Origin of the sequence: Haloarcula marismortui ATCC 43049 (assembly GCF_000011085.1) — an archaeon.
GTDB classification, from domain to species: Archaea; Halobacteriota; Halobacteria; order Halobacteriales; family Haloarculaceae; genus Haloarcula; species Haloarcula marismortui.
The window spans coordinates 158479-178038 of record NC_006397.1 but is presented as its reverse complement, the minus strand read 5'-3'; the positions used below and the strand labels follow the sequence as shown (position 1 = coordinate 178038).

At 57.2% G+C, this 19560-nt stretch carries 15 protein-coding genes; 10 read left to right on the top strand and 5 right to left on the bottom strand.

The genetic code is table 11. The features are described 5' to 3' along the window. Positions 1 to 43 precede the first annotated feature (43 nt). The 4 genes from RR_RS20625 to RR_RS20610 form a co-directional block, all read right to left on the bottom strand. Complete coding sequence (locus tag RR_RS20625) at positions 44 to 1048, bottom strand: LLM class flavin-dependent oxidoreductase (RefSeq protein WP_011224944.1); 1005 nt, start codon at positions 1046 to 1048, stop codon at positions 44 to 46. A gap of 86 nt (positions 1049 to 1134) precedes the next feature. After that, on the bottom strand, positions 1135 to 2403 hold the full coding sequence (locus RR_RS20620; RefSeq protein ID WP_011224945.1) for a M24 family metallopeptidase: 1269 nt from the start codon (positions 2401 to 2403) through the stop codon (positions 1135 to 1137). 114 nt (positions 2404 to 2517) lie between these two features. Then, a complete protein-coding gene (locus RR_RS20615) occupies positions 2518 to 3477 on the bottom strand; it encodes an NAD-dependent epimerase/dehydratase family protein (protein WP_011224946.1) in 960 nt (319 codons plus the stop codon). A 61-nt stretch (positions 3478 to 3538) separates the two neighbouring features. After that, positions 3539 to 5242, bottom strand: coding sequence for a thiamine pyrophosphate-binding protein (locus tag RR_RS20610; protein ID WP_007188559.1), 1704 nt, complete (start codon positions 5240 to 5242; stop codon positions 3539 to 3541). Positions 5243 to 6502: 1260 nt separating this feature from the next. Between RR_RS20610 and RR_RS20605 the strand changes: the two genes are divergently transcribed. From RR_RS20605 to lpdA, 10 genes are all read left to right on the top strand, one after another. Further along, on the top strand, positions 6503 to 7702 hold the full coding sequence (locus RR_RS20605; RefSeq protein WP_049939249.1) for an ABC transporter substrate-binding protein: 1200 nt from the start codon (positions 6503 to 6505) through the stop codon (positions 7700 to 7702). Between the two features lie 184 nt (positions 7703 to 7886). After that, positions 7887 to 9005 carry a pyridoxal phosphate-dependent aminotransferase gene (locus RR_RS20600; protein ID WP_011224949.1) on the top strand — a complete coding sequence of 373 codons (1119 nt, stop codon included), beginning with the start codon at positions 7887 to 7889 and terminating at the stop codon, positions 9003 to 9005. Between the two features lie 293 nt (positions 9006 to 9298). After that, positions 9299 to 10396: a branched-chain amino acid ABC transporter permease gene (locus tag RR_RS20595; RefSeq protein ID WP_004966553.1), complete on the top strand. Its 1098-nt coding sequence runs from the start codon at positions 9299 to 9301 to the stop codon at positions 10394 to 10396. Next, positions 10393 to 11700 (top strand): branched-chain amino acid ABC transporter permease, encoded by a 1308-nt coding sequence (locus tag RR_RS20590; RefSeq protein ID WP_011224950.1) that lies wholly within the window; start codon positions 10393 to 10395, stop codon positions 11698 to 11700. The genes RR_RS20595 and RR_RS20590 overlap by 4 nt, the downstream gene beginning before the upstream one ends. Next, positions 11693 to 12520, top strand: coding sequence for an ABC transporter ATP-binding protein (locus RR_RS20585; RefSeq protein ID WP_049939231.1), 828 nt, complete (start codon positions 11693 to 11695; stop codon positions 12518 to 12520). The genes RR_RS20590 and RR_RS20585 overlap by 8 nt, the downstream gene beginning before the upstream one ends. Next, positions 12517 to 13221, top strand: a complete 705-nt coding sequence (locus RR_RS20580; protein ID WP_004966549.1) for an ABC transporter ATP-binding protein — start codon at positions 12517 to 12519, stop codon at positions 13219 to 13221. Before RR_RS20585 ends, RR_RS20580 begins: the two co-directional genes overlap by 4 nt. A 666-nt stretch (positions 13222 to 13887) precedes the next feature. Beyond that, positions 13888 to 15036, top strand: coding sequence for a pyruvate dehydrogenase (acetyl-transferring) E1 component subunit alpha (gene pdhA / locus RR_RS20575; RefSeq protein ID WP_004966548.1), 1149 nt, complete (start codon positions 13888 to 13890; stop codon positions 15034 to 15036). Beyond that, positions 15033 to 16049, top strand: coding sequence for an alpha-ketoacid dehydrogenase subunit beta (locus RR_RS20570; protein WP_007188553.1), 1017 nt, complete (start codon positions 15033 to 15035; stop codon positions 16047 to 16049). The genes pdhA and RR_RS20570 overlap by 4 nt, the downstream gene beginning before the upstream one ends. Before the next feature lies 1 nt (position 16050). After that, positions 16051 to 17580, top strand: a complete 1530-nt coding sequence (locus tag RR_RS20565) for a dihydrolipoamide acetyltransferase family protein (protein WP_049939230.1) — start codon at positions 16051 to 16053, stop codon at positions 17578 to 17580. After that, the gene (gene lpdA, locus RR_RS20560) at positions 17580 to 19013 is read left to right on the top strand and encodes a dihydrolipoyl dehydrogenase (protein ID WP_011224953.1); all 1434 of its coding nucleotides are present in this window, start codon (positions 17580 to 17582) and stop codon (positions 19011 to 19013) included. Before RR_RS20565 ends, lpdA begins: the two co-directional genes overlap by 1 nt. Positions 19014 to 19214: 201 nt before the next feature. On the opposite strand, the gene RR_RS23040 is transcribed toward lpdA, so the two are convergent. After that, positions 19215 to 19346, bottom strand: coding sequence for a hypothetical protein (locus tag RR_RS23040; protein WP_255458705.1), 132 nt, complete (start codon positions 19344 to 19346; stop codon positions 19215 to 19217). Positions 19347 to 19560 lie beyond the last annotated feature (214 nt).

Below are 19560 nucleotides of genomic sequence, written 5' to 3'. Positions count from 1 at the left end.
CAGCATCTGACGGTTCAACAGTCACCGACACGACGTGTCAGTCTTAGCTGATCTTCGGCTGCACCTCTTCTCCGAGGCGTCGGATACACTCGGCCATCTCCTGTGTTCCGGTTCCGGGGTGGTACGTCCGGAAGATGAAGTGAATGTCGTCGCCCAGTGCCTCGCGGTACGATTCAAGTTCCGCCGTGACCTGGTCGGGTGTCCCGAAGATAGCCTGTTCTTTGAGTTCCTGTTTGCGCTCTTCATCGAGTTCTGCAACCGTCTCGCCGGAGAATATCTCCTCGTACCGGCGCTGGATGTAGAGGTAGCCGTCGCGCATCTGCGCCCATGCGTCTTCGCGGGAGTCACCGATGAACCCGTGCTGGAGGACATACACCTGAAAGTCGCCCTCGATATCCTCGTCGTCACGGACGTTTCGGATGTCTTCGACGCGCTTCCGGACGCCATCGACTGACAGCGACGACGGGGCACACCATGCGTCAGCGGTCCGGGCGGCCCGCCGGACGGCAGGCCGAGAGGCCCCACCGAGCATGAGGGGAACGTCGTGTGCAGGTTTCGGTGTCACAGTGACGTCCGACGAGATGTCGTGGAATTCCGGCTCGTAGTCGAGCGGCCCGTCGGACCAGGCACCGCGAAGCGTGTCGACCGCATCGGCTAGCCGTTCTGCCCGTTCGTCGTCGGGAATTCCGAAGGCGTCAAACTCTGAGACGTTGGACCCGATTGCCATCCCGAGCGTCGTTCGGCCACCGGATATCTGGTCCACGGTTGCGATATCTTCGGCGAGTCGGATTGAATCATACAGCGGCGCGAGTGCGATACAGGAGCCGATTTCGATGTTGTCGGTGACTGCAGCTAACGCCCCGAGCGCCGGTGTGACGCCCGACAGATAGTCGTCGTCGAGGAAGTGATGCTCTGAGACCCAGGCGCTATCGAGCCCCGCGTTGTCGATAACTTCTCCCAGTTCGAGCATTTCGTCGTAAATCTCGCTGGTTTCGCGGTCGTCGTCCGGGCGCTGCTGACAGGTAAACAGGCCTGTTCCCAGTTGCATAAATTCCCGTTACGGCGCGACCGACTTAACGGTAGTGGCACGCCAGCGACCAGACAATGCGTGAAATCGGCCAAGATGCCTGCCAGTCAGTAGTCTATCCGCGTGATCTCCGAAACGGGCCATTCGCTGAGGATCTCAACGCCGTTCTCGCGGACAACGACCATCTCTTCGACGCGGACGCCCTGCCGCTCTGCGGGTTGCATCGTCTCGACAGCCATCGTCATACCCTCCTCGATCTCGATCGGGTGGTCCGGCGAGAGTCCACGCCAGATGAGCGGGGTTTCGTAGAGCTGCAGCCCCAGCCCATGGGCCCAGTGGTTGGTCGTCATCTGCCAGAACTCGTCGGCGTCGTACCAGTCCATATGCTCGCCGTCTCTGTCGGGGAAGCCCTTGCATATCTCGTCGGTCGTGGCCCCTGGCTCGATCCGTTCGAGGACGTCATAGAGGTCGTCACGAGCTTTTTCGTAGGCGTCTTTCTGTGCCTGCGTCGGTTCGCCCATGCTGAAGGTCCGGTAGTAACAGGAGCGATAGCCCAGATACCCGATGTTGTAGAAATCAGCGTACACGAGGTCGTTCGGTCGAATCATCCGGTCGGTCGTGTTCGCCTGATGCTTCGGCCAGGTGTTCGGGCCGGAGGTGACGTAGCCACCCTGGGCCATTGCGCCGTGTCCCCAGAGTTCGCTGACCGCATCGCCCCACACTTCTGACTCGCGCTTGCCTGGCCTGGCACTCTCTGTAATCTTCTGGAAGCCTGCCTCACAGATGGCAGCGACCTGTCGCAGACACTCTATCTCGTCACGGGTTTTGGTCTTCCGCGCGTCGAGCATGATATCGGTCGCCGCGCTGGTGTCGACATCGACGCCGCGGTTTTCGAACTTCTCGATAAGCGTCCCGTTCCCCACGTCGATGCCCATCGGCTCCCGATCGACACCGTACTCCTCCATGGCCGTATACACCGTCTCCGCCATCTTATCCTTGAGCCAGTCGCGTGCAGAAGCGCTGCCTGACGCCCGGGGAACGTTGCCGAGTCCCGGACAGGCATACCGGATGTCGTCGAGCCAGGGACAGTTGAACCGCTGGTTCGATGCGTGGTCTGCGGTGTCCCAGTGGACCACATCGCCGTCTTCGGTCAGGAGTGTATAGTGGTCTGCCCCGCTCCCGCCAGTCATCGCCAGCCCAGTGACATACCGGACATTCGGGTCATTGATCAGCAGTATCGACCCCAGTTCGGAGTCCTGCAGTCGGTCGAGGGCACGTTCTTTTCGCTCGCGTCGCATCCGCTTGACGTCGATCCGTTCTTCCCAGTCGACGGCCATGGTGCCACGCGTTCCTTCCATGAAGTCGCGCTCGTACATCACGTATGCGTACAGGCAGGTCCCTAATCAAACACTGGGTTCACTCCGGCCGATACGGGACAAACGCAAGCACCCACGGTACGCACGTCACACAGCGACGCCAGGACTGGTGTATCAGAGCGATTCGAGCCCGTTCTCCTCCCGGAGGGTGTTGATGTAGGACCGGAACCCAGATTCGAGGTCGTACTCGACCTCGTAGCCGAGGTCGTTCTGCGCAGCGGTCATATCGAGATTCTGCGTCCAGGGGAGTTCGCCCTCGTCGGAGACATCGAGGTCGGCGTCCGGGACGATTTCCCGGACAGCGTTGGCGGCTTCACGGATCGTCGCGAGGACGCCGCGGACGTTGTAGATGCGCTGGCTGAGGTCGTCTTCGTCGACAAACGTTGCCTTCCGGAACGCCTGTGCAATATCGCGTGCGTGTTGCCAGTCGATAACCTGGTCGCCGTACTCGACGCTGAACGGTTCGCCGAGTGCTGGCTTCTCGATGATGTTTGCGAGGAACGCCGACCCACCGGTTTCGCGGTAGGGGCCGTACGCGACTGTCGGACGGAGTCCAACGTGGTCAACACCGTAGTCCTCGTGGTAGACACGGGCCTGATGTTCGTTGTACTCCTTGGTTGCACCGTAGAGCGTATCCGGATAGACGAGTTCGTTCTCGTCAACGTACTCGGCGTAGTTGTGTGGCGGCGCGTACACTGCAGCGCTGGAGGCCCAGGTGACACGCTCGATCTGGTCGTCAAGAGTGCGTGCGGCCTCGAAGACGTTGTTCGTCCCTTTGATATTGACATCGAGGCCAGCCCGCGGGTTGTCCCGTGCTGTGTTCGTCAGCAGTGCCGCGAGGTGAACGATGTGTGTCGTCCCCGTCTCCTTGACGGCATGAATCACGTCCGTCGCCTCGGAGACATCCCCACGCCGGATGGTCACATCGTCGTCGACACCCAGCTTCGAGAGGATGTGGTCGTCCGTCGAGAGGTCGTAGGCAACGACGTCGTGTCCGTGTTCGATGAGATCCTCGACGACGTACGAGCCGAGGAAGCCGGTTCCGCCAGTGACGAGTACCGTCGTATCTGTCATTGTTATATCAATGTGTGTTGCGTAGTTGATTTATATTCTTTGCTAAACCGTGTCTGGGAGCTCATTCGTGGAGCCCGCCCACTTCTTTGTAGAACGATGACTGGAGGGACTCGACCATCTCTTCGTCACGGTCGATGCGAACGTCAATAACGAAGGGGACATCGGCGCTGGTCCCTTCTTCGAGTGCAGTCGCAAGTTCAGCAGGCGTCACTGCCCGCGTCGCTTCGGCGCCGAACGCCTCGGCTGCTTTTACGAAGTCGGTGTCGTGGAACTCGACGCCAGCGATGTCGCCCTCCTCGTGTTGCATCTGACGAACCATCCCCAGGCTGGTGTCGTTGAGGACGACGAACGTGGGCGCGACGCCGTTCTCGACGGCTGTCTCCACGCTGGTCATCGTCATCGTGAAGCCACCGTCGCCGGCGACGGCGATGATATCTTTTTCCGTCGTAATAGCGGCTGACACCGCGGCCGGTGTTGCCCATCCCATCGCGCCGACGCCACCACTCCCGTAGTAGGTCCCGGTGCCCGGTGTCTGAAGGTAATTGAGTAACCAGAACCGGTTGTTCCCGGAGTCGGCGGTTACAATCGTTTCCGCATCGACGACAGCCTCGATTTCTTTGACTGCACGCTGTGGCTTGATCGGCGACGCATCCGACTCGCATTTGGGAGCATAGAATGACTCCTGCGCTGCGGCCGCACGGTCACGCGCCCAGTCGTTTCCAGCGCTTTCGGGGAGGTTCGCCGCCAGGTCATCGAGACTGTGTGCCGCATCACCGATGAGTGCCACATCTGCGGGGTAAACCCAGCCGGCGTTGCGTGTGTCGATATCTGCGTGGATGATGGTCTGTTCGTCGGGCCGGATGAACTCTGGGGACTGCCAGTTGGTGTCCATTGGGTTCATGCGACAGCCCACGACGAGGAGTACGTCCGCTTCACTGACGACCTGATTTGCACCCTCGTGACCGAAGGAGCCGATAACACCCGCAGCCAACTCGTGGGTTTCGGGGAACGTCGACTTGCCGAGATAGGAGGTCGTGACGACGGCATCAGTCGCCTCCGCGACAGTTTCAAGCTGGTCGTAGGCGTCGGCGGCGTGAACCCCGTTGCCGGCGATGATAACCGGCCGGTCAGCCTCGCTCAACGCTGTAATCGCTGTTTTGACATCCTCGCGGGCCGGTCGCGATTCCCAGTTTTGTACCTGATCGTGGCCGTCCCAGACCGGCGGGATCGGATCTTCGGGCATCTCCTCGGTGACGGCGTCGCCATCAAGGATAATTGCCGTTGGCCCCGGCCGGCCAGCAGTCGCGTGTTTGAACGCGAGCTGGAGGCTGCGTACTGTCTCCGTTGGTGAGCGCGGGAACCAGTTTTCCTTGGTGTAGGCATCGAGCGCAGACGGAAGGTCCAATCCCCCGTAATCACCGCGAGCCTGCTGGTACGGCGCGAGCGTGGAATAGTCGCCACGCTCGCTGGCCTCGGTGATAACGACCATCGGTGACGAAGCGAGCTTTCCCTCCATCTGGCCGATTGCGCCGAGGCTGCCGATCCAGGGGCCTTGCCCCGCGAGGACCCCGGGGTTGCCGGTGAGTCGCCCGTGCATTTCGGCCATGACGCTGGCTTCGCGCTCATCGCGTGGTCGGACCATCTCGACATCAGCATCCGGGACGTGGTCAAGGATCTCGATGGCACGACCACCGGGATATCCGAAAACGTACTCAACGCCTTGTTCGTCCAGTTCTTCGACAAGGCGCTTTCCTGTTTCAGTCATGGGTAGTGGATTTGGGTGTCATTATCCATTGTCGCGTTACGTCCCACTGTGGGTAACTCCCAAGATATAGAGTTTGGGGTGCAACGTTGCAGTAGTCACGATTGAATAGGCGGATACTCGGGTCCTGTGAACCCAACGGCCCTACTGTGGCGTTCAAGTAAGTCGATTATGCCACAGTGCCTGTTTCCACTGCTTTCAATCGCTCTACTGTCCGTGTTCTGCAGTGTTCCACACGAGGAGCGTTCTAATAGTTGGGACAAAATATATTCCAGAATTGCAGCTGTAATTCTATATCACTATTACTACAACATTTTGTATAGATGCCCGTTATAAGCGCTCTGGATGCCTTTTCGTCTTCTGGGCGGTCAGGCTACATCTCGTAAGTTCGGATACAGTCGATGACGGATTACAGCGTTACTACTGTAACAGATATCGGTCGTGGGGTCGAAATAATGTTACAATTATATGGATGTAACAGCAGCTGTGCCCACAGAACAACCTTGTGGAATAACTACAGTTTTCTAGCAGATGCCGTTACGAATAGAGCCTATATGTGGTAGAAATGTCCGTTCTTCAACGCTGCAATGACAGCGGGAGTTTCTGAAAAGTCAATAACAGGTGGCATTCCACGATCGAACTACGTAGGAGCGGTCGAAGTGGACGTCGCCGGCCCGCCGTTCTAATAATTCGAACTCTCGGACTGTACAACTGATTTATATATTAGCGGCATCTGAGTGGTCGCCTACATAGACGGGGGTGACAACGGGACTCCGGATCTGGGACTGTCTCCCGGTACGAGAATCATCCGCCTCACACTCGGTGTCGGCGGTCCAGCGCTGGCGATCGATGTGACACTCGAATCAGCATCTGCGTCTCCGATAACCGTGCCGATGAGGGGCAGGAGTACGCTGTAGGGACCAGCGGGTACGGACGACGCCCTGTCCCCGGCGCCGTTCGTATGGTTCGAACGGGAATCGGCACTGCCGCGGCACGGACGCAACTGTGGAGAAAATACAGGCAGTTCAGATGCGAGTGGTCTGAACATCAGTGTGGTCGGTGTCCAATAGGGCTCGCCCGCGGTCAGCGACAGTAAAGTGAGGTAAGCGCAGCAGCCGGAGTGTTTTCTGCATCCAACTCAGGCCCTCTCCGAGTTCGCTCCGTCGCTGCGTGGAACCGCTACGGTTCATAATAACGTTTATCACGAAAGATTGTGTCATGGGGAGTGTTGCGATGCACGATACAGTCAGCCGTCGAACTGTCATGAAGAGCATTGGTGCCGCAGGCGCTGTCGGACTTGCAGGCTGTTCGACAGACGGTGGTAGTAGTGGGAACACCATCAGCATGGGCATCCTAATGGGGGTAACGGGTGGGTTGTCCGAAGTGGGCCCCGCAATTCGGGATGCAGCAGAACTAGCTGTAAAACAGGTCCGAGACGCGGACAACGGGTTCTCAGTCGATACGCAGTTTGAGAATACGGAGACCAAACCGAGTCGGGGCGTGAGTGGTGCAGAAGCACTCGTGAATGGTGGCTATCCGATTATTTGCGGGGGACTAGCGTCATCAGTGACGCTGCAGGTCGCAGAGAACGTCGCAATTCCGAATCAGACGGTGATGTGCTCACCATCGGCGACGTCGCCGGATGTCTCCTCACTGGAGGATAACGACTTCGTGTACCGGACGCCGCCAACGGACAAGTTGCAGGGATCACTGCTGGCACAGATCGCGGCCGAACGGCTTGAGAAGGAGAGCGCAGCTATCCTCTTTCTCAACAACGCGTACGGGAACGGCCTATCAAACGGATTCACGAAGACATTTGAGGAGGAGTATGGCGGTGAGGTCCTGAATCAGGTCTCGTACTCGGCAGGTCGCTCTTCCTACACGTCACAGTTGCAGAACACGCTTGACGGTGACCCAGAGACGCTCGTGATCATCGGCTACCCCGAGAGCGGGAACAAAATCTTCCGGAACTTCTACGAGAACTTCGACAGAGCGGATATGGATATTCTGGTCCCGGACGGACTCAGGGCCGATGACTTGCCCGGGAACGTGGGCCACGACATGACAAACGTCCGCGGGACCAACCCATCCTCAGCCGGACCGGGAATTGAGTACTTCAAATCTGCGTATCAAGACGAGTATGACTCTGCACCGGGGCCGTTCAATCAGCAGTCGTTCGATGCTGCGGCAGTCCTCATGCTGGCACGCGCGGCGGCCGGTGAAGATGACGGGACTGCAATCCGCGATCAGATGCGGGCGGTTACAGACTCCGGTGGCGAAGCAGTCGGACCTGAAAATCTGGGCGAAGGCGTTTCGCTGGCGGCCGACGGGAACGAAATCAATTATCAGGGCGTCTCGGGCCCAGTTGAGTTTGACGACAATGGTGACCTGGCCAGCGCCGTGTACAATTACTTCAGGTATACAGAGAACGGCACGGAGAATATCGAGCAGGTGGAAGTGTAACGAGAACACTGCGGGCTTCCACACTCCGGATTACGATTACCCCGCATATACAGCAGACTGAATGGCTTTTGTGCCGTGGCCGTAACTCAGGGACCGTGCGCCATGTTGTCTGGCAGAGCTGGTGTTATACTCACTCACGCACAACCCAAAGACTATAATCAAATACTGTTATACTTATGAACTGATGTCTCAGTACGCAGCACGCGTCGAAGAGATGGATATCAGTGGCATCCGAGAAGTCTTCGAAGCGGCAGGCGAAGACGCAATAAATCTAGGTCTCGGTCAGCCTGATTTCCCAACTCCAGAACACGCTCGGGAGGCAGCGATGAGTGCGATTCAGGACGGGATGGGTGACTCATACACGTCCAACAAGGGGATTCCAGAACTCAGAGAGGCCATCAGTGACCGCTATGCTACCGACAATGGGCAGGACATACCAGCTGAAAATATCATTGCGACCGCCGGCGCAAGCGAGGCGATTCACGTCGCAATCGAAGCCCACGTCCAGCCAGGCGACGAAGTACTCTGCCCTGACCCCGGGTTTCTGGCCTATGAACAACTGGTGTTGCTCGCCGGCGGCGAACCAAAACGGGTCGAACTCAGGGACGACCTGACCCTTGACCCCGCTGCTGTCGAGAATGCTATCACAGATAACACGTCGCTGTTTATTGTTAACAGTCCTGCAAACCCCACCGGTGCAGTGCAATCGAAGCGAGATATGGCAGAGTTCGCGCGGATCGCGGATGAGCATGAAGTCATTTGTCTCTCCGATGAGGTCTACGAGAAGATCGTCTTCGATGGTGAACACCACTCACCGGCGGAATTCGCTAACTCTGATAGGGTCATTCAGGCCAGTGCGTGCTCGAAAACGTACTCGATGACAGGCTGGCGGCTCGGCTGGGTGGCGGCCAGTGCAGAGCGAATCGAACGGATGCTTCGGGTGCATCAGTACGTACAGGCGTGTGCCAGTGCCCCCTCACAGTACGCTGCTGAAGCGGCGCTCACCGGTCCACAGGAACCAGTGAGAGAGATGGTGTCAGCCTTCGAGGAGCGTCGGAACGTCCTTCTCGACGGGTTAGCGGATATCGGCCTTGACACGCCAGTGCCGAAGGGAGCGTTCTATGCGATGCCCCACGTCCCGGACGGATGGACCCAGAAGATGCTGGACAACGATGTTATCGTCGTCCCCGGCGAGGCGTTCGGGCCGAGTGGTAAAGGACAGGCGCGCATTTCGTATGCCACGAGTACGGCTGAGCTGAAAGAGGCGCTGGAAGTGATGCGAACGGTCACGAACTCTCTGTAGCGCACCAGCAGGGACTCGCGACTGACTGTTTCGTCCAGCGAGCGGTTTCATCTTCGTCATCCGATGAGCGGTGTCATATTTCTCGTCGCGGGCGCATGCGTACGGAACTATGCACCGAATCTTGCATTCGACACCGACAGTTGCAAAGCCAGTCTGATTTAGCCGTCACGTCTATCATTGTCAACAAATACCGTGTGTAAAACTAGCATGAAATAGGCACATATCTTCGGTTTCGCGGTATCTATGACTATTTTACATCAAGATTTTTAAGACTGGGTACAGAGCACCAAAGTATGGCGGCACGAGACTACTACAGCCGTGGACAGAATCTGGTATACAACCGCCCAGTACTCGTTATATTCGCAGTTATCGGCGTGTTTCTCGTATTCGATATTCTTCGACAGGTAGGCACTGGAACAGTTGCCATCACAGACCTCATGAGTTATCTCTGGAACGGACTGGTGCTGGGCATGTCGCTTGGACTGGCCGGTGTCGGCCTCTCGATGACATACAGTATCCTCAATTTCGCGAACTTTGCCCACGGTGACTTGATTACGAGCGGTGCGTTCGCCGGATGGGCGACGGCGTTTCTGATTGCCGGGCTGGGAGAGTTCTCTGTCGAATCGCTCATTCTTATCGGCGGCCCAATCGCAGTCGGTTCGAATGAGCTTGGCATCAATGTTGTCAATACCCCGCTGGCGCTTCTGGCTGGCTTACTCGTCGCTGCGGTTCTGACAGCCGCCCTTTCGCTCTTGCTGGATCGAATCGTGTTCAGACCGATGCGCAGCGCTGACGGTGTGACCTTGATGATTGCCAGCGTCGGCGTCGCGCTGTTCCTCCGGAATTTCCTCACCTATTCGTTTCTGACTGACAGCCGTGGGCTGACAGGCGGCAACGTCCCCCAGTTTACTGTTGCGGGCGTCACGTTCGGGGGACACCAGATTACGCTGGTCGTCGTCGCCGCGCTCCTGATGCTTGGGACTCACATTCTGCTCCAGTACACCAAAATCGGCACCGCGATGCGTGCAATGGCTGCGAACAAGGACCTCGCAAAAGTCACGGGCATCCCAACGGAGCGCGTTGTCAAACTCACGTGGATTATCGGCGGCGGGCTTACCGGGTGTGCAGGCTTTCTTATCGCACTACAGCAGGGGACGCTCACAGTGACAATGGGGTGGGACCTGCTGTTACTGGTGTTCGCAGCGGTCATCCTCGGCGGTGTCGGGTCGATCTACGGCGCAATGGTCGGCGGTGTCATTCTCGGTCTCGCGAGTCGACTCGCGCTCGTCTGGATTCCAGCCAGCTTCCTTCTGGTTGCGGCGTTCGTTATCATGATCGTCATGCTGCTCGTGCGTCCATCGGGGCTGTTCAGTGGGAGGACGACGGCATGAGTACAGGCTCTCTTCAGGCGCGGGCTGAGGGTTGGCTTGGCAACAATGACGTCCGCTTGCTCATCGCTCTGGCACTCGCGATCGGGGGATTGTACGCGCTTTTCAGCGTCGTGCTTGGATTCCAGCTGAATGGCACAGTCAACACGCTCCGTCGTGTCGCGTTCCTCTCCGCGATTTATGCCATGTTAGCGCTTGCACTGAACCTCCAGTGGGGATACGCGGGTCTGTTCAACCTCGGTGCGGCCGGGTTCATGGCCATCGGTGTATACACGATGGGGATACTGACCGCTCCAGTGACGGCCAGTCCGCCCGGCTTCGGGCTGCCACTTCCGGTCGCGATTGTGGGTGCTATCCTCGTGACTGGAATCATTGGCGGCCTTGCAGCGTTGCCTGCGATCCGACTTCGTGCCGATTATCTTGCAATCGTCACTGTCGCGTTCTCGGAAATCGTCCGCCTCACACTCCGTGCGCCGGAGTTCGCGAACACTCGCATTGCCGGCGTTGCATTCGGAACGGGCGGTGCGACGGGGCTGTCGTTGCCATCGAACCCGATCCGGATTCTATTTTACACAGACCCGGCCACAACAGCCCCAGCGCCAAATGCTCTAGGTGCGGCGATATTCAGCGCCGTGGAACCGCTGGGAATCGAGGAGACGCTGGTCATCGGCTGGGCGTACGTAATTGTGTTGTGTCTCTGTCTCGGCCTCCTGTACTGTTTGATGATCCGCATCGGGAAGTCACCCTTCGGACGGGTGCTCAAGAGTATTCGCGAGGACCAGCAAGTCACGCAGGCGCTGGGAAAAGATACGCGTCTGTTCAAGATCAAGACGTTCGCGCTTGGCTGTGCGCTCATGGGCCTGATTGCCATCTTCTGGCGTCTCTCCGGGGGCTATGCATCGCCACGGATGTTCAAGCCGATACAGACCTTCTACATCTTCATTGCGCTGTTTATCGGTGGAACTGGCTCGCCAACGGGGAGTATCGTTGGCGGTGCTCTGTTCGCGAGCCTGCTCTTCGAGGGCCCCTCGTTCATCCGCCGGGTGGTGGCGGAGTACCTCCAGCTCAGCAACGCTCCCGATACGCTTGTCAGTGCCCTCGCCGAGTTAGGAACTCTCGATGTCACGCCGCTGCTGGCGTACTCCGTGCAGGACGTGAGTATTTCGGCTCTCAGACTCATGCTGCTCGGTATCGTTCTGGTGTATCTCATGCAACGGCACCCGGATGGGCTGCTTGGCCATCGAAAAGCAATCGCATCGAGCGTTGCACTCTCACAGCAGGCGACTCGCGAGGACGATAATGAGTAAGAACGGACATTCAGCACGGAGCGATCAGACCCGGAACGGACAGCAAGAGCAGATACTCAAAGTGGAAAACCTGCGAAAGACATTTGGTGGTATTACCGCTGTCGCTGACGTCTCTTTCCACGTCGAAAAGGGGTCTATCACTGGTCTGATCGGTCCGAACGGTGCCGGCAAGTCGACGACATTCGACCTGATTACCGGTGTGCAACGCCCAGACGGGGGCGCAGTCGAGTTCAATGACACGGAGATAACGGGGTATCGGTCAGATCAGGTCGCAAATCAGGGCCTCGTCCGGACTTTCCAGATAGCACGAGAGTTATCAGAGATGACCGTGCTGGAAAACCTGATGCTGGCACCACAGAACCAGGCCGGCGAAACAGTCTGGCGAGCGGTCCTCCCGCGAGCCAGAGCACAGGTCGTCGAACAAGAAAAAGAACTTCGAGAACAGGCCTGGGAGATGCTCGAACTGTTTGAGATTGAGCACGTCGCGCACGAATCCGCCGGGAATCTCTCAGGTGGCCAGCGGAAGCTGCTGGAGATGGCGCGCGTGCTCATGACCGATCCCGAGATGGTGCTGCTGGATGAACCGCTTGCGGGAGTCAACCCAACACTTGAGGAGAAACTCATTGACCGGCTGCATACGCTCAAAGAGCAGGGGTACACCTTCCTCTTCGTCGAACACGACATGGACGTTATTATGAATAACTGCGACACGGTCATCGTGATGCACCAGGGGAGTGTTCTTACAGAGGGGCAACCAGACGCAGTGAAAAACAACGAAAAAGTGCTTGATGCATATCTCGGAGAAGAGGTGAAAATATGAGTCTGCTGTCAGTACAGCAACTGGACGCCGGGTACGGTGACCTGCAGATTCTCACAGATGTCGACATGGAAGTCGGACAGGGTGAGTACATCACCATCGTCGGCCCGAACGGTGCAGGCAAGTCCACGGTGATGAAATCAGTGTTTGGACTGACGACGTACATGGGGGGTGAAATCATATTCGACGACAGAGATATCGCCGGCGAACAACCGGAAGATATCATCTCATATGGGTTAAGCTTCGTTCCCCAGAGCAACAACGTGTTCGAGCCACTGACCGTCACAGAGAACCTCAAGATGGGCGCATACACGCTGGATCAGTTCCCTGAGGACCGGCTTCAGGCGGTTTATAACCGGTTCCCAATACTGGAAACGCGGTCGGAGCAGAAGGCTGGGACACTGTCTGGAGGGCAACAACAGATGCTGGCGATGGGCCGTGCGCTCATGCTCGATCCAGATCTGTTACTCCTTGACGAGCCCAGTGCTGGCCTTGCACCCGACCTCGTTGACGAGATGTTTGACCGCATTGACGAGATCAACGACGCCGGTACCGCCGTTCTCCTCGTCGAACAAAATGCAAAGGAGGCACTGCGGCGGTGTGACCGCGGTTATGTCCTTGTGCAGGGGCAGAACCGACACGAGGACAGCGGTGAGGCACTTCTCAACGACCAACAGGTGCGGGAGGACTTCCTCGGCGGGTAGCTCCTGTACCCCAGCACTGGCTTGGTGACTATGCTCTGCCACGGCCATAGGATCGACACAAGACACTGTACTGGTTGCTGAGTCCGTAGTTAATTTCATAACCGGCGAACAGATTTCCACACTACAGACTTGGCTCCAGTGACGTTACAGATAATTGAACACATACAGTTCTTAGCAGCGGTTCGTGAAAGCCATCTGTCAGTGAGAATGTCTGAGTGGCGTCTGTATCAACACTTTCCCAAGACGTAGTGCATAGATATTCTAGTCAATTGTGTGTTACTTCCTGTTGCATTTACGCTTCTTCGGGCCAGCAGCGGTCACCATTCGCACCGGACTAGCTACTGTGGCGTGTGAACGGGTGTCGCACAAACAATAAGTATCTACCATGTTAGACTTCATATATGCATCCGGGTTTGAACCCTATCGCCTGCCCTGCAGGTCAGCTGTCCCGGCAGTTAATGGATTGGGCACTGCCCTCTTCCACAGCTACATTTTTTACATTTTCGACATTTAAACTGGCGTAGACTGCCAGTGCACAGGTGGGCCCTGTGCTCCGGTGGAAAACGCCAGCCTTGAACGCGCTCGAAGAGCCGTAACCAGCGGCTGTTCGGGTTACCAGGGTCTGTTGAGGGAGCGTCTGTTGAATACAAAACATCATCGAAAACAATGAACATGAAAAACGAAGCAGGAAGCACGGACTTGCCAGCGCCCGTTAGAGAAGACTCGGATCTGGTCCAGGTACTGGATGCCGAGGGCAACGTACTGCCACAGGCGTCTGTCCCGGACATTTCAGACAGGCAGTTACTTGAGATGTATGAGACAATCAAGCTTGCTCGGCACTTCGACCAGCGGGCCATCAGCTTCCAACGACAGGGGCGGCTCGCGACGTATGCACCAATGACCGGGCAAGAAGGATCCCAGGTCGCCACGAGCCTGGCACTTGCCGAGCAGGACTGGTTGTTCCCGACCTACAGAGAGCACGCGGCGAAGTACGCCCATGGGATGGATCTGGTATCCCTGTTCGAGCCACTGAGAGGCTATCGAGACGGATACGCGATCCCGGACGATGTCAACGTGATGCCGGAGTATATTCCGATTGCAACGCAGGTTCCACAGGCCATGGGAATGGCGTGGGGACACAAGCTACAGGGAAAAACCGAGACGGCCGTCCTGTGTCATCTCGGAGATGGTGCGACCTCAGAGGGAGATTTCCACGAAGGACTGAACTTCGCCGGGGTGTTCGACGTCCCCGCTGTATTCGTCTGCAACAACAACCAATGGGCGATTTCGGTCCCCCGAGAGCGACAGACCGCGAGCGAAACCATCGCTGAAAAGGCACAGGCGTATGGTATCGACGGCGTTCGAGTCGATGGGCTGGACCCGCTGGCGGTCTACAAAGTCGCCAGTGAGGCACTGGCGAAAGCCCGGAATCCGGGTCCCGGAGAGCGCCGTCCAACGCTTATTGAGTCTGTCCAGTATCGCTTCGGCGCACACACGACCGCGGATGACCCGTCTGTTTACAGAGACGAATCAGAGGAGGAGGCCTGGCGGGACCGTGACCCTGTGGACCGCATTGAAAAGTATCTGTACAACGAGGGCATCCTCGATTCCGACCTCGAGAGTGAGATCCAGGACAGTATCGAACAGGAAGTCAGCGAGGCGATAGAGACGGCAGAGCAGACAGAAGCGAGTCCAGACAACATCGTCGAGCATGTGTACGAGGACGTTCCAGCGCGACTCGAAGAACAGCGGGACGAATTGAACCGACTGCGCGAGAAATATGACGACGGCGCGTTCTCGGAGGTGCTGGAATGAGTTCGACAGCCAGCGCGCAGACGGGCCAGAAAGCCCAGAGTCTCACCCTTGTGGAGGCGATACAGGACGGGCTGTACACAGAAATGTCACAGGACGACACCGTCGTCGTTCTGGGCGAAGACGTCGGGAAGAACGGCGGTGTCTTCAGAGCAACTGACCAGCTATACGAAGAGTTCGGTGAAGACCGCGTCATCGACACGCCACTGGCCGAAGCCGGAATCATCGGGGCTTCGATTGGACTCGCACAGACCGGCATGAAGCCTGTTCCTGAGATGCAGTTCATGGGCTTCATGTATCCTGCCTTCGACCAGATTGTCAGTCACGCTGCACGCCTCCGGAGCCGTAGTCAGGGGCAGTATTCAGTGCCGATGGTGATACGGGCTCCATACGGCGGTGGGATCCGGGCCCCGGAACACCACTCCGAGTCAAAGGAAGCGTTCTTCGTGCACGAACCCGGGCTCAAGGTCGTCTCACCGAGCACGCCCTACGATGCCAAGGGACTGCTAGCGGCGTCGATTCGTGACCCTGACCCAGTTATATTCCTTGAGCCGAAGTTGATCTACCGCGCCTTCCGTGAGGATGTCCCGACGAAACCATACCAAGTGTCGCTGAATGAGGCCGCTATCCGGCGTGAGGGGAGCGACATCTCAGTCTACACTTGGGGCGCAATGACTCGGCCGGCGCTGATCGCTGCGGAGAATCTTAGCCAGTCACACGGCATCGATGTCGAAGTCATCGACCTGCGAACCCTGTCTCCCCTCGACATAGAGACGATCACTGACTCGTTCAAAAAGACCGGGAGAGCTGCGATTGTCCACGAAGCACCGAAGACTGGCGGATTAGGGGCTGAAATCGCAACGACGATTCAGGAAGAAGCACTCGTGCATCAGGAAGCGCCAATTAAACGAATTGCTGGCTTCGATGCCCCCATGCCGCTCCATTCACTGGAGGATTACTACCTGCCACAGGCGGTCCGTATCCAAGACGGCATCCGCGAAACAGTCGATTTCTAACATGGTACGCGAATTCGAACTCCCCGATGTCGGAGAAGGCGTCGCCGAGGGCGAACTGCTTCGCTGGCGTGTTGAGCCGGGTGACGCAGTTTCCGAGGACCAGCCAGTCGCGGAAGTCGAGACCGACAAAGCCGTCGTTGACGTCCCATCCCCTGTTGACGGTGTTGTCGAAGAACTCCGTGCTGCAGAAGGTGAGATGGTCCCAGTCGGTGATGTGATTATCGTTTTCCGGGTCGACGGTGAAGACGGTCCGAAAGCAACTGAAACAGCGCCTGCAGACGACACCACTGCGGGCAGTGGCCAGCAAACCGAAGTTGGAGCCACAGCACAGCCAGCCGAAGAGACGCAGTCAGAACCAGCGATTACACAGCGCGTCCAGGTCCCCGCCCCGCCGTCTGTGCGGCGTCTCGCCCGCGAACTGGGCGTCGATATTTCCAGCGTTGCGGACTCGTCTTCGGGACGTATAACGGAGCCGGATGTCCGCGCGTACGCGAGTCCGGAATCCTCGACTCAGGAGCGTTCAAGCCAACAGACCACTGCTGCCGAGCAACGAACACAGCAGGCAGCCCCGGCGCAGTCTGTCAGTCCGGCACAGACGAGAGAAGTGGTAGACCGGGAGACGACGGTGGCCGTCCCGAAAACGAGACACATCGCAGCGGAGGAAGGAATTGATCTCGATACTGTCCCCACTGATGAACAAAAAGACGGAGAACCGTTTGTCACGCTCGAAGCGGTCCAAGAGTATGCCGAGGCACAGCAGCAGGCACAGCAGACGGATCGAGACGCGGTAGTTGAGAGGGCAGCGGCAGACGAGCCAGCGCGCCCCGAGTCTCGGAAGCCGTACAAGGGGATCAGGCAGACGATTGGAGCGGCGATGACATCGTCGAAATATACGGCCCCACACGTCACTCATCAGGATGAGGTTGATGTTACTGCGCTGGTCGATGCTCGTTCGACCCTCAGACGGGAGGCCGAGGCGCAAGATATCCGACTGACGTATATGCCGTTCGTAATGAAAGCGTGTGCCGCGGCTCTACAAGAGAATCCGCAGGTAAATGTCTCTCTCGACGAAGCAAACGAAGAGATAGTCGAAAAGCAGTATTACAACATCGGTGTCGCAACGGCAACTGATGACGGGCTGCTGGTTCCCGTTGTCGAGAATGTTGATGCGAAAGGCCTGCTGGAGGTCGCATCGGAAACCAACGAAAAAACCCAGAAAGCGAGAGAACGCAGTCTCTCGCCGGAGGAAATGCGCGGCGGGACATTTACTATCTCGAACATCGGCGGGATTGGCGGGGAGTATGGAACGCCAATCATCAACCAGCCGGAGAGCGCTATCCTGGCACTGGGTGAAATTAAAAAGAAGCCACGGGTCGTCGAAGCGGATGGTGAAGAGACGATAGAACCTCGTCACATCATGACACTCTCGCTGTCGTTCGATCATCGAGTGCTTGATGGCGCAGACGCCGCACAATTTACAAACTCCATACAGAAGTACCTGCAAAATCCAAACCTGCTACTACTAGAATAATGGTTGTCGGAGATGTAACTACGTCGACTGACGTACTGGTTATTGGCGCGGGCCCCGGCGGATACGTCGCCGCGATTCGCGCTGCACAGCTTGCCCTTGATGTCACGCTTGTTGAAAAAGGAGAGTATGGGGGCGCCTGTCTCAATCGTGGCTGTATCCCCTCTAAGGCCCTGATACACGGTTCAAAACTGGCATCAGAGGCGGGCCAGGCGGAGGAACTGGGGATTTACGCAGACCCAACAGTTGCGCTCGACGAGATGATTAACTGGAAAGACGGCGTTGTCGACCAGTTAACGAGCGGTATCGAGCAACTGTGTACGGCAGCTGGGGTGAACCTGCTGAAAGGGACTGCCGAATTTGCCGACGAAAACAAGGTCAGAATCATCCATCAGGGCGAGGGCCAGGGGTCTGAATCGCTGAAATTCGAAAACTGTATTATCGCGACGGGGTCCAGACCGATTGAAATTCCAGGGTTCGGTTTTGAGGATGAGCGTATTGTTTCGTCAGATGGCGCGCTGAACTTCGACACAGTGCCCGACGAGCTCGTAATCGTTGGAGCCGGATACATCGGCATGGAGCTAGCGACTGTCTATAGCCGACTTGGAAGCGATGTCTCGGTCATTGAGATGCTAGAGCAGGCGCTTCCCAGCTATGAGGAAGACATTGCCTCGATAGTCAGGAAGCGAGCAGAGCGTCTCGGTGTGGATTTCCATTTCGGGTACACCGCAGACAGCTGGGCAGCGTCGGATGGTAAGGCCGTCCTGACTGCTGTCCCTGCAGACGAGGCGGCGCATGATAGTGATATAGAACTCACCGCTGACAGAATACTCGTTGCTGTTGGCAGACGCCCGGTGACAGACACGCTCAGCATCGACGATGCCGGCGTCGAGACCAATGCTCAGGGATTCATTCCGACAGATAGCACATGCCGGACGAACAAGGAGCACATTTTCGCGGTCGGTGACGTTGCTGGTGAGCCGATGCTCGCACACAAAGGATCGAAAGAAGGGGAGGTTGCAGCGGAGGTCATTGCTGGTGAACCCGCTGCGGTCGATTATCAGGCACTCCCGGCCGCCGTGTTTACCGACCCGGAAATCGGAACTGTCGGGCTGACAGAGAACGAAGCAGCGAACAAGGGTATGACACCTGTCACAGGCGAGTTCCAGTTCCAGGCGTCTGGACGAGCACTAACAGCAAACCGGGCAGAAGGCTTTGTCCGAATTATCGCCACAAAAGAAACCGAACGTGTGATCGGTGCACAGATTGTCGGTCCAGAGGCATCCGAGTTGATTGCAGAAATAGCAGCCATGATAGAGATGGGTGCAAAGCTTGAGGACATCGGCTCAACTGTTCACACACATCCAACATTAAGTGAAGCGATAATGGAAGCTGCACAGAATGCGAGAGAGAAGGCGATACACAGACGAAACTGACCAGGCCATATTGACACCTCAGTCACGGGATACACAACCAAACCGAGCGGATATCTACCCAGTCATCGGCTATCCGATACTGTTTGCCGGTTTGAAGATGCAGCTCCAGAACAAGTCGTTCTCTGACCGGGCTCTCCGCCTTGTGTGGGTCAGACAGACCGTAGTTTGATTCCAGAGTCGGACGTCCGAGACGACCCAGAGTCAGTCGTTTGCGACCGTCTGGGTTGCGCCAGCGTCACTGGCGCTCAGTTTGTTTTCCTCTTCTTCGGGTCTCGGTGCGTCTGTTGGGAGGTTTTCGTACAGAATTCCCTTGCTTGCGTTGTAGCATGTCATACGATGGCATGGCTGACAGACGTATATAAATTCGTCCCTTATTCTGTACCACTGAATATTAACATTCCGGGAATGTTTATATATTGAACGATATCTCAGAACAGTATAATAGCGTATCTGTTTCGATTCGGCGAAGATATAGACACATTCGGACCATTTTCTGCGCTGAACACTTTGTCGTTGCATCGTGTGCCAGTCCTTCTCATCATTTGCA

Coding starts and splice junctions, on each gene's coding strand:
- RR_RS20585 (WP_049939231.1), top strand. CDS start 11,693: ATGAGTAAGAACGGACATTCAGCACGGAGCGATCAGACCCGGAACGGA.
- RR_RS20610 (WP_007188559.1), bottom strand. CDS start 5,242: ATGACTGAAACAGGAAAGCGCCTTGTCGAAGAACTGGACGAACAAGGC.
- RR_RS20570 (WP_007188553.1), top strand. CDS start 15,033: ATGAGTTCGACAGCCAGCGCGCAGACGGGCCAGAAAGCCCAGAGTCTC.
- pdhA (WP_004966548.1), top strand. CDS start 13,888: ATGAACATGAAAAACGAAGCAGGAAGCACGGACTTGCCAGCGCCCGTT.
- RR_RS20600 (WP_011224949.1), top strand. CDS start 7,887: ATGTCTCAGTACGCAGCACGCGTCGAAGAGATGGATATCAGTGGCATC.
- RR_RS20565 (WP_049939230.1), top strand. CDS start 16,051: ATGGTACGCGAATTCGAACTCCCCGATGTCGGAGAAGGCGTCGCCGAG.
- RR_RS20605 (WP_049939249.1), top strand. CDS start 6,503: ATGAAGAGCATTGGTGCCGCAGGCGCTGTCGGACTTGCAGGCTGTTCG.
- RR_RS20595 (WP_004966553.1), top strand. CDS start 9,299: ATGGCGGCACGAGACTACTACAGCCGTGGACAGAATCTGGTATACAAC.
- lpdA (WP_011224953.1), top strand. CDS start 17,580: ATGGTTGTCGGAGATGTAACTACGTCGACTGACGTACTGGTTATTGGC.
- RR_RS20590 (WP_011224950.1), top strand. CDS start 10,393: ATGAGTACAGGCTCTCTTCAGGCGCGGGCTGAGGGTTGGCTTGGCAAC.
- RR_RS23040 (WP_255458705.1), bottom strand. CDS start 19,346: ATGACATGCTACAACGCAAGCAAGGGAATTCTGTACGAAAACCTCCCA.
- RR_RS20625 (WP_011224944.1), bottom strand. CDS start 1,048: ATGCAACTGGGAACAGGCCTGTTTACCTGTCAGCAGCGCCCGGACGAC.
- RR_RS20580 (WP_004966549.1), top strand. CDS start 12,517: ATGAGTCTGCTGTCAGTACAGCAACTGGACGCCGGGTACGGTGACCTG.
- RR_RS20620 (WP_011224945.1), bottom strand. CDS start 2,403: ATGTACGAGCGCGACTTCATGGAAGGAACGCGTGGCACCATGGCCGTC.
- RR_RS20615 (WP_011224946.1), bottom strand. CDS start 3,477: ATGACAGATACGACGGTACTCGTCACTGGCGGAACCGGCTTCCTCGGC.